We start from the raw sequence: 13,456 nt of genomic DNA, 5'->3' as shown, positions 1-13,456 counted from the left end.
CTTCCCGACACCGTCTGGATCAACCGACCCACCGACGACACCAACCAGGAGCCCGAAACGGAAGCCGCCTAACACCCACTGGTCTCACTCACCTTGACAAATTCCGGCCGCGCAGCCAGAACACCCCGATCAGATGACCGTAGGCGAACATGCTCGCGGTTGCGCCGGCCCTGATGAGGCCTGCCAGCCGAACGCTTCTGATCAACCCAGCATGAGCGTTGTAGTTAGCGAGCAAGATCGTCCTCGGACACCAAAAGTGGTGAACTTTCACCGATCTTCTCACAGCACGCCGATCACCGGTTTTGGTGGTCGGCATCTTGCGCTTCAGCCTCGTGTCACCCGGTCGGGGTGGTCAGCGTGAGCGCTCTCGTGGCCCCGGTTATCCCCAGGGCGAGCGTGGACGGCCTGTTGGCGCCGCTGGCTCCGATTGCGGTTCCTCTCCCGCTACCGACTCCACCGCCTGATCGATCCCGGTGCGGTCTGGCCTACGCGATCGCCCGCATCGACGCCTCCGGCCGGGTCTGCGTGCGGCCTTTGCTCAGGTTGTTGGGCTGGCCGGCGTCGGTCCGGCTGGCTGCGACCGGTGTGGCGACCTCGGTGGTGATGAAGCCCGATCCTGGCGGGGTGTTCCGGTTGGGCACGCGCCGGACAGTGGTGCTGCCGGTCGCGCTCCGCCGCCTGTGCGGCGTGACCCCCGGCGATGACGTTCTGCTGGTTGCCGACCCTGAGCACGGCGTTCTGGTCATGCACCCGTTGACGGCCCTAGACCAGATGATTCTCGGCTACCACGCCTCCCTGACCGGAGGGGGTTCCGATGACCAGTAGCCAGATGGAACTGGACGCAGCCCGGCTGCTGCTCTCGAAGATGGGCATCGCCCCGCCGACTTGCTCACCGAACCGGTGGAGCGACCCCAGGTCCCGACGTTCACCGAGTATATCCCGGTGGTTGCCCGGGCGGCGACGGCACGCTCGTATTCGTCGTATTGGCGTCGGTTGGAGGCGGCGTGGGGGAGACGGCGGTTGGATGAGCCGTCGCCGTCGGAGATCAAGCAGTTGGCCGAGGAATCCCGTGCGCAGGCGGTGGTGCGGCGTAACTCGCGCGGTGGGCGGAACGCGGCAGAGAACTTCATCGCCGCGGTCCGCTGCCTCTACCGGCACGCCGTCGCCGACCGGATCCTGACCGAGGCGGAGAACCCGGCACTGAAGGTCGCCAAACCCCGCCGGTTGCCCTCGCCGCGGCGAGCGCTCGCTGACCATGAGCTGGTCGAGATCAACGCCGCGGCGGCCGAGACGGGGAGACGACCCGTATCTCGACACGCTCCTGTTGAGGCTGCATACCGAGACTGCGTGCCGGCGTGGGGGAGCGCTGGGGTTGCGACGGCGGGACCTGGAGGAGACCCAGTGTCTCGTCTACCTGCGGGAGAAGGACGGCACGAGCCGGTTCCAGCCGGTGTCACCGACGTTGACGAGACTGCTGGTCTCGCACGCCGACGAACGCGGAGCAACCCACCCCGACGGCCCGCTGCTGCGATACCGCACCGGCGAGCCAATCACCAAACGTCGCTACGACTACCTGTGGAGCGGATCGGGCGGCACGTCCGGCCAGAACATCTCCACCCACTGGCTCCGCCACACCACCCTGACCTTGGTCGAGCGCCGGTTCGGCTACGGCGTCGCCCACGCCTACGCCGGTCACTCGGATGCCGCGGACAGCGCCACGGTCACCTATGTCAAAGCCTCGCTCCACGACGTGGCCACCGCCTTGGCCGCGCTGACCGGCGAACCCCACCCCTTGGCCCATAAGCCTGCCCTCGGAGGCGCGTCATGACCCGACCGCAGCGGTGGCAGCTGTCCCTGGTCGTCCAATGTGCCTGCACCGCATTGGTGGCGATCGGGGCGGCGTATGCGTCTTACCGGCATGGCCGCACGTTCGCTCTTCGCTTCGGCGCGGACGCGACGACGGCGGCGATCTGGCCACTGATCGTCGATGGCCTGCTCACGATCGCGACGGTGGAGCTGTGGACGGCTGGGCGAGACTCGGGCCGTCGTATCGCGTGGACGGCGTTCGGGTTCGGGATCTCGCTCTCGCTGTGCGCGAACATTGGCTCGACCGACAACCAAACCGTTCTCGGCGTCATCGTCGCCGCCAGCCCACCCCTGGCGCTGCTCCTGGCGGTGGAACTACTCAACTGCGCCCTTCGCCATCACCGGGAGGCCCACCGCGAGACCGAGGAACCTGCCGCCGAGACTCCGCCGAGCCTGCGACTCGCAGACGTCTCGGACGAGCCGGCCCCGACCGCCGAGCAACGCATGTGGGAGTACTACGTCGGCGAGCGGTCCCGCGGCCGCACGCCGACGGGCGCCGAACTGGATCGAGTGGTCGGAACGCACAACTACGGGCGTCGGATTCTCCGGAAGTGGAGGACCGAGCAAGATCGGCAGATCAACGGCTCCGGACGATCTGAGACGGTAGGCGCAGTAACGACGTCCGCGCGGGAGGTCATTTACTCGAGTCCGGCTTCGTGATGTTGATGTGTCGCTGGCGCGGTTCCGTCAGCAACCTCATAGGCTCAAAGGGGTCGTGAGCTGCAGATTTGCGGTTCGGTCGCGGTTGAGCGACGTCGCCGAGGCGGCGCCTCATGACTTCGTCGAAGTCCAGGCACGGGGCGTGGTCGCTGGGTCTGCAGTGCGTCTGTACCGGTGTCGTGGCGGTGCTGGCGGCTTACGCGTCGTACCGGCATGGTCGCGAGTTCGCGCTCCGTTTCGGTGCAGATGGGTCGACTGCGTCGATTTGGCCGTTGATCGTTGACGGGCTGCTGACGACGGCGACGGTTGAGCTGTGGAGGCCGAGCCATGGCGGCGGTCGGTGGGCTGTATGGGTGGCGTTCGCGTTCGGGATCTCGTTGTCGTTATGCGCGAACATCGGGTCGGTGCCGCGGTTGACGGTGTTTTCAGTGGTGATCGCGGCTTGCCCTCCTCTAGCTCTTTTGCTTGCCGTGGAGCTACTGAACCGGGCGTTGAAGCGCCATCGCGCCGATGGTCGGACTTCGCTGGCGATGGAGGTAGATGCCGCCGATGGGTTTCCCGAAGGACAGGTGATGCAACCGCGCTCCGCCGAATACGACGTCGAGCCGGTGTCGGCCCTCGAGGAGTCCGCCGAACAGCGAATGTGGGCCTTCCACGTCCAGGAGCAAGCCGCGGGGCGTACGCCGACTGGAGCGGATCTCGATCGTGTCGCCGGCACGAACAACTACGGACGTCGTGGTCTCCGGCACTGGCGAACTGCTGGCCGATTCGCTGGTGGTCGTCGCGGCATCGCAGTCACCGATGTCGACCCGCAGCAGCTTGCTGGGGTCGACGATGCCGCGCCTCAAGTTCACCGGGAGGTGCTGCGACCCGCTGGTTAAGAGTGGTGACCCTGGCGTGTCGGGTGATGCCGGGCACTGTCATCGGTCGTTGGGTGGCGGCGGTATCGGCTTGTGACGGGATCTGTCGGCGCGTTCGTGCGCTCTCGGGCTCGCAACTGCCGCGTCGTGTCGCCTGGTCCAGGCAGCCTGTGGCGATCGTCGCCGAGCGAGTGCGCCGGCCGATCCACGCGGTCGGCATGGATGTCGCCCTGTGGCAGAACGGGGTGAAGCGCGAACAGTCGCCCGGCGAACTCGCCCGAGGGCGCGAGCTGGCAGCTTCGCTGCACACCTACTGCCCACCGAGCCTTGGCGAGCTGGCTTCCGCGATCGCCGCGAGCGGGCACGGCTGCGAACAGGAAACGCTCTACGCCGAGGTCCTCCCCACGCTCCCCGCCCAGCTCGAAGCCGTGGTGAGCGAACATCGGCGAGACCGGTGATCCGCTCACGCAGGTCCGTCCAGCTCGGCGGCTTCGGCGCGTGCGGCCTCGGCCTTGTCGTGCCACCCCAGGTCCGCCGCGAAACCGGCGAAATCGGCCAGCGCTCCGGTCAGGATCCCGCTGTACTCCGGGGAACGAGGCTGGTTCAGCAACCGGTAGAGCCGGAGCGCCTCGGCGAGCGCGACGGCCGCGTCCTCCAGCCGATCGACTTCCAGGACGGCAGCGCGGTTGTACCAGGCAGCGGCGAGTTCGGCGCGATAGGCGTCCGGGTGGGTCCGCTCGAGTTCCCGATAGCGCTCGACGGCCTCCGCGCTCGGCTCCAGCGCTTCCTCGTACCGGTGCGCCTCCAGGCGCACGGCAGCGAGGGTGTGCAGCGCCCCGGCGAGCCTGCCCAGGTGGACGGGATTCCGGTCGCCGACCAGGTCCCGGTAGATCTGCACCGCTTCTTCGGCGGGCCCCAGTGCTTCCGCCGATCGCCGGGACTCGTGTAAAGCGGCGGCGTGGCCGTTCAACGCCTCGGCGAGGTCGGCGCGCTCGACCCCGGCCAGCGACCGGTGCAAGTCCACCGATTCGACGCTCACCGGCACGGCGTCCGCAGGCATCCCCGACTTGACGAGAGTTTCCGCCAGGGTCGTAAGAGCGTCGGCCAGGCCATGGCGGAAATCTTCATCCGCGTCGGCCAGCTCGCGAAGGAGTTCGACTGCCTCTCTGGCCGGCTCCACCGCTTCTTCGTACTGGTTCGCGTCACACAACCGGGTTGCGAGGTTGTTGAGCTGGCGCGCGAGCTCGCTCCGGTCCGCATCGGGGAAGTGTTCGGCGGATCTCCGGCACTGGTCGACCAGACGGGCCGAGAGCGCAGCAGCCCACGGCGCGAGCACCCGACTCTTGCGAGGCTGCACGGAATCGAGCCTTTGCAGGAATTCCGGCGCGGTTTTCGCGTCCGTCACGATCCGGGTCAGGCCGGTCAGCAGCGGTGCTGGATTTTCGACACCCGTCGCCACCTCGACGGCGATCGGTGCCAGCACGTCGGCCCTCCTGATGCACATCTGCGCGACCAGTGAACCAAGGTCGCCCAGCCCTGACTGACCTGCCGCCCGGGAGCACATCGTGAGGAGTCTGGCAGCCTGTGCCGTAGTGAGCCGCGGCACGATGTCGTCGGCCACTTCCGGGTGTGTGAGGAGGTGCCGGCCCGTGAACCACTCGGCCAGGCGATCGGGTTGCAGCTCACCCCAGGCAGCGCCTTCCGGCGGTGGGTAGAGCCGCCCGATCCAGTTCCGGATCGCCCGCCGCTGGTACTTCGTCAGGTGCTCGAGCCCGGCCAACGCGCCGAGCACGGCGTCGGCTTCCTCCTCCGTGGCTACTCCGACGAGGATCGCCGCAGCGAGCGCGTCGGCCAGTGGCTCGAACTCGGACTGCCTGCCGGCCAGACCGACCTCGGCCGCCGATTCCCGCCAGTACCGTCTCTCGTGTTCCCACAACCGGTCCTCGGCGATCCGCTCTCCGTCCGGTGCGATCGACCGGGCACCGTCGAGGAGATCCGCGAGTGCCGTCATGTCCACACCCAGCGCCGTCTTCGGAAGGGATCGGCTATCGGCCGCGCGGTCCAGCCGGTCCGCCAGCGCCGTCCAGTCGATTTCCGTCGAGCCGGCGGTCCGGGGGAGTACGCGGCAGAACGCGCGGACGGCGTGGCGGTAGCCGGCCCGGCGATCTTCGACTGCGCGGTCCAGCAGCGGCAGTTCCGTCGTTCGCGCCTCGCGCATCAGTTCTGTGATCGGGTCGGTGCTCGATCGGACCACTTCCCACCATTCGCCGGCGATGCGCGAGAGCAGCAAGACCTTGACCTTCGCGTCGCCCTTGCGGGCGAGAGCACGGAAGAGGGACCCCAGCTGCTCCTGCCGCGTTTCCGCGTAGTCGACGATGACCAGCGACGTCGCCGACGCGTCGGCGACCACCTCGAAATCCCCGGCGTTCCGGTCGAGCCACAGCACCGCCCGGCGCTGAGCGATCTGTGCGATCCCGAATTGGCGCGCCAGACGGGTCTTTCCCTGCCCTCCCGGGCCGTGTACCAGCCACGCGACCCCGGGCCCGTCCATCCACGCACCGAGCTCGCCGAGCAGTTCATCGCGTCCTCGGAACGGTACGATCTCGCGCCGGGCGAGCAGCAGATCCGACGGCGACAGCTCGTCCGTCTTCGCCGGCGCCCGCGCTCCGGTGTCGGTCAGGTCCTGCCATTCGAGCGCCTCCGGCCAGACCACGTCGGCGCGGTGTTCGGGCTTTGCCAGGACCGCACGGAAGCAGGGCTGGTCGAAGAGCCGGTAGACCGGGACCACCAGGAGTCTGGCGTCCGAGCTGGGAGCGGGGTCCTCGGCCACCACGCCGATCAGCAGATCGCTCGAGAAGACGGCGGCTCCGGACAGGCCCTGCCAGCGCGAGGTTCCAGGCTTGGTTCGGGGCGACGGGTGCTCATCGAGCCGGACGACGTAGTAGTCACCGATCGAGCCGTCCCCGGGGTTGAGCCACCCGGTCAGGTGCGTGGTCTCGTACACCGCCTTCCGCTCCCGCACCTGCACGGCGACGCCCCGGATCTCGCACTCGTTCTTCGGGCGTCCGGTCACGGTGCACCCCCATCGGGTCGGCGCCTCCTGCTCGGCCGGAGTCCATTCCGGTCCGAGTTCGACGAGGGACGCGTCGTCTTCGCTGCCTCCTCGGCCTGACCAAACGACCGTCCCGGGATAGCGCGGCCTGCCGGACGGCGCCGATACCCACACGACCTTGCCAACCTCGTCGCTTTCCACGGGCCCTGTCACGTGGGCCGACGTCAATACCAGGCGTGGTGCGATCAAATAGCCGGATCCGCCTGGATGCACCCGCAGGACGTTTTCGCCGCGCATGGCGTCATCGACCGCGCCACACGCGTTTCCCGGCCGGATCGCCGGCGTTTTCCTCTTCGCCCAGATCCGCCCCGGCGAGGAGAACACCTTGATCTTCGGCATCGCGCGGGCTCAACACCACTTTGACTTTATGCGTCTGCGCGTGCGCCAAGCCGGCGTCGACGTCCGCGGAGAAGATCCAGGCCTTGACGCCGAGCTTGGCCTTGGTGTCCTTGCGCAGCTCGACGGTGAACTCGAGCTCGATCGAGTTCACCCCGAACACGATCTCCTTGCTGGCACCCTTCGCTGCAGCCTCCAGCAGTTGCTCGCGCACCGCCTCGACCGCGTCCGCCAACTCGATGTCCATAACCTGTCAGTCGCCCGGGCCCGTTTCCGGGTTACCGGATTTCCCCAATCGTTGCCTGATTCGCGGTCGTCCGAAAGAAACCGCCAAAATGACGGTGCCGCCGTCTCCTGTCGCGAACCGGAAAACACCCGTTCAGCGGTTGCCGCGACAAGGGCCGAAGGACGTACGGTGCCCGGTCGAGGAGTTGTCACGCTCTCGTCAATGGACCGGTGGGAGATGTCATGGCCGAAGGCCGGCCTCCGTGGCCGCAGGAAATCCGGATAGCCATGACCATGACCGGTGGCTCCAGCCTCGCCGTGTGGATGGGCGGAGTGGCCGCCGAGGTTTCCGAACTGCTCCAGGCATCGCGAAGCCCCGGTAGCGACGGGCCGTATCAGCGACTGCTGGGCCTGCTCGACGCGACGGTGAGCCTCGACGTCCTGACCGGAACCAGCGCCGGCGGGATCAACGCGGCCGTTCTCGGGTTGGCCGAGGCCTACCGCACCACGCCGGAGATCCTCCGCGACATCTGGCTCGATTCAGGATCGCTGCTGGACCTCGTTCGCGACCCGGCCGAGCGGGAACCCCGTTCGCTGCTGGACGGGGACCGGGTGCTCCTCGGCGGCCTTGACACCGCGCTGAACCACATCGCGGCCCGGGGACGTCCCCCGGCCGGCCCCAGCGACATCACCGTCCTCCTCACCAGCACGATGATCGACGGCGAGAACGTCCGCTTCGACGACGCGCTCGGCAACATGGTCCGCGACAGCGACCACCGGCTGCTGTTCCGCTTCCGGGATCCACAATGGACCGATGCCGCGCTCCGGCCACTGGCGCTCGCCGCCCGGTCCACCGCCTCTTTCCCCGGCGCGTTCGAACTGTCCTACCTGCCGATCACCCGCGAGGGCGCCGACCCGGGCCACCCCGACCTCAAGGAGTACACCTCGGCGGCGCGGTCCCACTGGCTGACCGACGGCGGCGTGCTGCTCAACAAGCCCATCCGCCCCGCATTGCGGGAAATCTTCGAGCGACCCGCCGAGGTCGACGTACGACGGCTCCTGCTGTACGTCGTCCCGACCGGGGAGACTCCACCCGCGGTCGCGGACCCGGATCCTGCCAAGCCACCGCTGCTCGGCAACGCGCTCATCAAAGTGGTTTCGGCCGTGATGCACCAGAGCATCAGCGCTGAACTCGACGACATCGACCGGCACAACGACGCGGTCGACCGGGTCAGAGGCACCCGCGTGTCCCTCGCCGCCGTCGCGCTCTCGAGCGGACCGCAGGTTCTCATGACCGCGGGTCTCATGGCGGAATACCGCGACCGGCGGGTCCAGGACGACGCCGCAACCCTGGTGCGGGAAGCAACACGGCTGCTCGACCGCGTCAGCGGCCCGGACGCCGGTGCCGCGTGGGCATCGGGCAGAGCCACGGGGTTGCGCGAAGCCGCTGTCGCCGGGCTCAGCGGTGACTTGCCCTCGATGCCGCCCGGCGAAGTACCCACGGACGTCGAACTGCGAGCCTTCCGCACCACCGCACTCGATGACGCGGTCGCTACCGGGCTGCAGCTGGTCAACGCCGGATTCCGCCGCACTCCGGACCGCGGACAAGCCGAGACGCTCAACGCCGGCCGCGCCGCGCTGCACAAGGCGCGGGCCATGGCCGCCCGGCCGCTGCAGCTGACGGATTGGGTGGCCAGGCAGGATCCTCCCAAGAACGAGCCCCTCACGACGTGGGTCGGTGATCTGGCCAGGAAATGGGCCTACGAGGGCAGCGCCCCTGCCCTCGACGAGGCTTGGCGCACCATCGCCGAAGCTCTCCGGGAAACCGCGCCCGTCCTGCACGACTTGGCCGTGGCGCCGGCCGCGGACGACGTGTCCGGAGAGCTGAGAGCCGAGGCGGAGGCTGCCGGGAAGACCATCATCACCCTCCTCACCTGGCTCGACCTCCCGAGCGCAGGGCAGCCCCTGGAGGTCTGCGGCAGGCTGCTGACCCTGCACATCGCCACCCGGGGTCTGCTGGCCCAGCTGCCGTCCGTCGATCAGCGGGTCGACCTGGTCCAGGTCAGCGCCGACTCCCGCACTCTGCTCGACCTCCGGCGGCAGCGCGCCTCTCAGAAGCTCACCGCGATGCAAGCAGGCCACTTCGGTGCGTTCTACAAGTCCTCCTGGCGGGCGAACGACTGGATGTGGGGCCGGATCGACGCCGTCGGCTGGCTCATGCAATGCCTGCTCGAACCAGCTCGGCTCCGACTCATCACGCCGGACGTGGTCGCGAACGCGTTCCGGTCGCTCGACTGGCGGCCACCGTCCATCGAAGACGAGCTCGCCCCAGAGGAAGTCGAGGAACTGAGGACTCAGCTCAACGAGGAGCTCGCTTTCCTCGGTCTCGACGCCGACCTCGGTCCGGTGACGCAGACTCGCGACTTGCCCGCGAGCATGCCGGTCACCGCGATGGTCCTCGCGCGATCGCGCCAGATCACGATCGCGGGCGAAGAACTGCCCGTCGTCGCGAACCGGGCGCGCACCGACGCCGAAGTCGCCAAGGGCAACGGCAAACCATCGCAGGCCTTTCGCGAGCTCATGGCCAAACCAGTGAAGACTACTGACGGAGTCCAGCGAGCGTTCCGGAGTTGCCGGATCTCCGCAGAAACCCTCGGCGGGGAACGCGGCACCCCACTGCTCACGACCACGCTCGTCAAGGCAGGAGCCACGAGCGTGAACGCGGCCGCCGGTGCCGGAACCGTGCCGAGCGCCGTCCGGCCAGCGGCACGCCTCGCGCAAGCGACCGGCCGCTCGGCTTGGTGGGTCGCCCGGGGAGCCGCCCAGTTGCGTGCGCCCTGGAACCTGCTGGCGGCGCTGATCGCTGCACTCGCTGGACTGGTGATCGGCAACGAATCCGGTCCGGTCCTGCAGTGGGTCGGGCTTCCTGTCACCGCCGGGGCGATTTTGTTCCTGCTCATCAGCGTCTTCACCCTCGGCCGGAGCTGGAAAGGCGTCGTCGGCACGCTCGCCGCGGCGGTGGGCATCTGCCTGCTGTCGGCGGCCTACGTCCCGCCCATCCGGGAACTCCTGTTCCCGTGGCTCATCAACCTGATGACCGACTGGCGGCACGGTGAGCACGCGGTCTGGTGGCTGGTCGTTTCGGCCCTGCTGCTCGTGCCCGCCGCCACGACGCCGGCGACTGCGACCTGGCACGCGGTTACTGAACGCCGCAGGCGCCGCCGCCTCCGCGCCCGGCCCAACTCCCAGGGCCGCATCATGGAGCGCCGGACCCGCCCCGCTGCGATCACCCCGCCGCCGCCTGTGCAGACGACGCCATGACGGCGTGCAACCGCACAGCATGGCAAGGCCGTACAGGAACTGCTATCAGTTGTTGCGCGGAAAGCCGAGGTCGAGGCCGCTGCGGCGCGGGTTGGGCCAACGGGAGGTGACGACCTCTGCCCGCGGGTGTAAACCACGTGGTTCCTCGTGCTGCAGCCGAGGGAACACTCCGAGTCCTGCTCCATCGAGCATCCGCTCGTTGGGGCGTCGGAGAGTGGGAAAGGTGAACTGATCTTGATTTCGGCCGGGATCATCGGCGTCCGTGACGGCAACCCGGCTGGTGACCCTAAGGAGACTCGGCGCGAACTCGAGTCTCTGCAACAAAACGGTCCGCAAACCACCAGACAGTCGTGAGGTGACTCGGTGTTGTTCCGTTCAGACGGCACCGTATGCCGTTGAGGGCGTCGGCGAGCAAGCTTGCACGGGCAGCTCGACACCAGAAGGGCGTCGCAGTCGTACTGCCGAGCAGGGGAGCTCGGCGTTTGTGATCCTCGATCTCCCGACTCCTCCGCGGGGCGTGCCGTGATGCCGGTCGACACAAACCGTCTCCGGTGTCAGGAGCCGAAGGACACCAAGGGGATCAGGGGTGCGACCAGGGACGCCTTGGCGAGTGCTCGTGCTGGTGTCGCGCCGCGGTGCAGCCGCTCATGGTAGCAGCTCATGACGTCCACGGCCGTGTCGTCAGCCACTCGCGCGACACCGGCCACGACGGTTTTTGTTCCACTGTAGAGGAAAGCTGCCGCGTAACCGAGCATTTCGTCACCGGTTCTCATCACTGAACGGCCCGTGTCGCACGACGAAAGCACGACGTGTTCGGGTGCCGCGGACAACGCGCCGATGTCATACGCCATCAGCGGACCGTCCGCGAGGTCCAGCCGCGAAAACAGGATATTGCCCGGCTCGTGGTGACCGTGCGCGGCGAAGTGTACGACCCGGCGGTTGTCCATGTGTGCGAGCGTCGCCGCGACCGTCGCGTCGTCGCCGGTGAGCACGGTGCTGGCGGGCAGCGAGCCGGCGATCTTGCTGACCTCCGCGGTGGCGAACTCGAGGCCCGGACCCGCGACCAGGAGCGGGCCTGAGCCCGACGGCTCGCCGGCCGGCGCGTGTGTGCCGTGAAGCCACGACGACGCCGACGGCGTCACGGTGACCGGGCGTCCGCGCAGGGCATCGAGCAGTCCCCACGGAATACCGGCGAGCGGGCCGGTCGGGACGACTACGAGGTCTCGGTCGGCGAGGACCTTCTCGAACGGCCGCACCAGGCGTTCGCCGAGCACGGCCAGCTGGTGGGTGACGGAGTTGGTCATGACTTCCCGCAGCGCCGGCGGGTGCCGCCTACCGCACAGCGCGTCGAGGTCGGTCCGCAGCCGGATCGTCGCCTCGACGACCGCGGGCCTGTCCCCGAGCCGGACGAGGTCGCCTCGGCCGTCGGCGATCACCACAGCGAGCAGCTCGGCGTCGACGGTCATGAAGGCGACCATCACCGCGTTCTGCGCGGCCAGTTCGCGGGCGACGTCTTGGAGCGTGGCCTCGTCGTGGTACTGGCCGTCTCCGTCGACGCGCCAGCCGCGTTCCCGGATGAGGTGCTCCAGCTGTGCGCAGCGGCGTCTGGCTTCGACGTCCGGACGTCTCGCGAGCTCGGCTTCCCGGATCACCACGGCCAGCCTGCGCAGTTCGGCCACCGCGTCCGAGGTTTCGGCGTCAAACGGTGGGCGCACCGGCCGCATGAGGAACGCTTGCGCTCGTGAGCGCTCTGCCCAGCTGAAGATTCGTGCGGGGCTGCTCTGCCGGACGGCGGTGGCGAGGCCGACGGCCGCCAGTTCCGACGCCAACGCGGCCGCGCCGGTGCGCAGGTCGAGGCTGCCGAGCCGGCCACGGTGTTCGTGCAACAGCGCGAGTCCCGATCGCGCCTGCCGCAGCGCGTCACTGGTGCGGCCCGCGGCGAGGTGGAACTCGGCGGTCGCCATACGGCGCAACAGCGCCGTCTCCAGCATGGGCTGGGTGCCACGCCCGATCACGAGGTGGCGCCGTGCGTCGTCGAGGCGTCCGCGCTGCGTCGCCGCCCGCGAGGCCAGCAGAGTGGCAGTCTCGGCGTCGTTCGGCAGGCCGAGACCGCGCAACCGCACGGCGAGGTCCTCGGCCTCGGCTTCGACGCGGTGGAGCCGCTTGCCCGTGCAGAAGTCCGCGCGCAGGCGGGTGAGCACGGCTACCGCGGCCCGGCTCGAGTCCCCGCGCCGGAGGAAGTACTGCTCGGCCCGACGTGCCCAGGACCTGGCCGCGCCGAACTGCTGCTGGGCGACGGCCGCTTGGGCTCGGGTGAGCGCGGCCTCGGCGCGTTCGTACGTCGGCCTCGTGCGGCCGAGCAACCGGATCGCCTCGTCCAGCTCCGACGCGGCCTCGTCGGCGAGACCCGCCTGCATGAGCGCCCTTGCCTTGTCGATGCCGACGACCGCGAGCAACTTCGGCGCGTGAACGGCGAATCCCTGCCCGGCCAGGGTGAACGCGCGCAGCGCCGCCGGGATGTCGCCCCGGAGCGTCTCGCAGTAGCCGAGGTTGAGCTGGGCCTTGGCGACGATCAGCGGCAGGCCCGCGGCGCGGGCGATCGCTTCGCAGCGCACGAGATCGCTCTTCGCGAGCCGCGCCCGCCCGGCCAGCGCGTGCAGCATGCCGCGGTTCATCAGATCGGTGGCGCGGCCGTAGTGGTCGGCGGGGTCGCTGTGCGTCGAAATGCCCTCGTTCAGGTGAAGGAGGGCGTCGTCCATCCTGCCGACGAGGACGCAAAGCAGGCCGCGCTGGGAGAGCAGCGCGCTGCGGTCCTCCGGCGCCACGATGCGTTCGGCGTCGTCGAGCAGCCGGAATCCCTCCGCGCTGCTGCCGAGGTGCACCTCGGCAGCAGCCATGCTGATGAGGATGCGAGCGGCGATCGCCTGGTGTTCGCGTTCGAGCACGTTCGGCCAGTCGAGCAACCGCAGCGCACGCCGGAACAGGCGAATGCCCTCGCCCGAGCGGCTGCCCTCGACCGCGGCACGCCCCCGGCCGTGGAGATCCCGCGCCTGAGAGTCGACGCTGGTCACGTCAG

The 13,456-nt window shown here is 68.9% G+C and carries 9 protein-coding genes; 6 read left to right on the top strand and 3 right to left on the bottom strand.

The features are described from left to right. Nucleotides 1–357: 357 nt before the first annotated feature. From QQ657_RS42085 to QQ657_RS42065, 5 genes are all read left to right on the top strand, one after another. On the top strand, nucleotides 358–825 hold the full coding sequence (locus tag QQ657_RS42085) for an AbrB/MazE/SpoVT family DNA-binding domain-containing protein (protein WP_284747954.1): 468 nt from the start codon (nucleotides 358–360) through the stop codon (nucleotides 823–825). 430 nt (nucleotides 826–1,255) lie between these two features. Further along, nucleotides 1,256–1,828 carry a tyrosine-type recombinase/integrase gene (locus tag QQ657_RS56845; RefSeq protein WP_350310749.1) on the top strand — a complete coding sequence of 191 codons (573 nt, stop codon included), beginning with the start codon at nucleotides 1,256–1,258 and terminating at the stop codon, nucleotides 1,826–1,828. Continuing rightward, nucleotides 1,825–2,526: a DUF2637 domain-containing protein gene (locus QQ657_RS42075; RefSeq protein WP_284747953.1), complete on the top strand. Its 702-nt coding sequence runs from the start codon at nucleotides 1,825–1,827 to the stop codon at nucleotides 2,524–2,526. Before QQ657_RS56845 ends, QQ657_RS42075 begins: the two co-directional genes overlap by 4 nt. A 113-nt stretch (nucleotides 2,527–2,639) precedes the next feature. Next, complete coding sequence (locus QQ657_RS42070; RefSeq protein ID WP_284747952.1) at nucleotides 2,640–3,407, top strand: DUF2637 domain-containing protein; 768 nt, start codon at nucleotides 2,640–2,642, stop codon at nucleotides 3,405–3,407. Nucleotides 3,408–3,556: 149 nt separating this feature from the next. Next, nucleotides 3,557–3,844 carry a hypothetical protein gene (locus QQ657_RS42065; protein ID WP_284747951.1) on the top strand — a complete coding sequence of 96 codons (288 nt, stop codon included), beginning with the start codon at nucleotides 3,557–3,559 and terminating at the stop codon, nucleotides 3,842–3,844. A gap of 5 nt (nucleotides 3,845–3,849) precedes the next feature. On the opposite strand, the gene QQ657_RS42060 is transcribed toward QQ657_RS42065, so the two are convergent. Continuing rightward, nucleotides 3,850–6,837, bottom strand: a complete 2,988-nt coding sequence (locus QQ657_RS42060; RefSeq protein ID WP_284747950.1) for a tetratricopeptide repeat-containing protein — start codon at nucleotides 6,835–6,837, stop codon at nucleotides 3,850–3,852. After that, a complete protein-coding gene (locus QQ657_RS42055; RefSeq protein WP_284747949.1) occupies nucleotides 6,740–7,081 on the bottom strand; it encodes a trypco2 family protein in 342 nt (113 codons plus the stop codon). Before QQ657_RS42055 ends, QQ657_RS42060 begins: the two co-directional genes overlap by 98 nt. A 221-nt stretch (nucleotides 7,082–7,302) precedes the next feature. On the opposite strand from QQ657_RS42055, the gene QQ657_RS42050 reads away from it, so the two are divergent. Further along, nucleotides 7,303–10,380 (top strand): patatin-like protein, encoded by a 3,078-nt coding sequence (locus tag QQ657_RS42050; protein WP_284747948.1) that lies wholly within the window; start codon nucleotides 7,303–7,305, stop codon nucleotides 10,378–10,380. Nucleotides 10,381–10,934: 554 nt separating this feature from the next. Here the strand turns inward: QQ657_RS42050 and QQ657_RS42045 are convergent. Beyond that, complete coding sequence (locus QQ657_RS42045) at nucleotides 10,935–13,451, bottom strand: CHAT domain-containing protein (RefSeq protein ID WP_284747947.1); 2,517 nt, start codon at nucleotides 13,449–13,451, stop codon at nucleotides 10,935–10,937. Between the last annotated feature and the right edge of the window lie 5 nt (nucleotides 13,452–13,456).

It is taken from the genome of Amycolatopsis ponsaeliensis (assembly GCF_030182635.1).
GTDB lineage: Bacteria > Actinomycetota > Actinomycetes > Mycobacteriales > Pseudonocardiaceae > Amycolatopsis > Amycolatopsis ponsaeliensis.
The sequence above is the reverse complement of the archived record's forward strand: the minus strand, read 5'-3'. Positions and strand labels throughout refer to the sequence as shown.

Bases quoted from the DNA above. Each gene is read 5' to 3' on its own strand.
- QQ657_RS42060 (WP_284747950.1), bottom strand. From the start codon at position 6,837: ATGCCGAAGATCAAGGTGTTCTCCTCGCCGGGGCGGATCTGGGCGAAG.
- QQ657_RS56845 (WP_350310749.1), top strand. From the start codon at position 1,256: ATGAGCTGGTCGAGATCAACGCCGCGGCGGCCGAGACGGGGAGACGAC.
- QQ657_RS42070 (WP_284747952.1), top strand. From the start codon at position 2,640: ATGACTTCGTCGAAGTCCAGGCACGGGGCGTGGTCGCTGGGTCTGCAG.
- QQ657_RS42075 (WP_284747953.1), top strand. From the start codon at position 1,825: ATGACCCGACCGCAGCGGTGGCAGCTGTCCCTGGTCGTCCAATGTGCC.
- QQ657_RS42055 (WP_284747949.1), bottom strand. From the start codon at position 7,081: ATGGACATCGAGTTGGCGGACGCGGTCGAGGCGGTGCGCGAGCAACTG.
- QQ657_RS42050 (WP_284747948.1), top strand. From the start codon at position 7,303: ATGGCCGAAGGCCGGCCTCCGTGGCCGCAGGAAATCCGGATAGCCATG.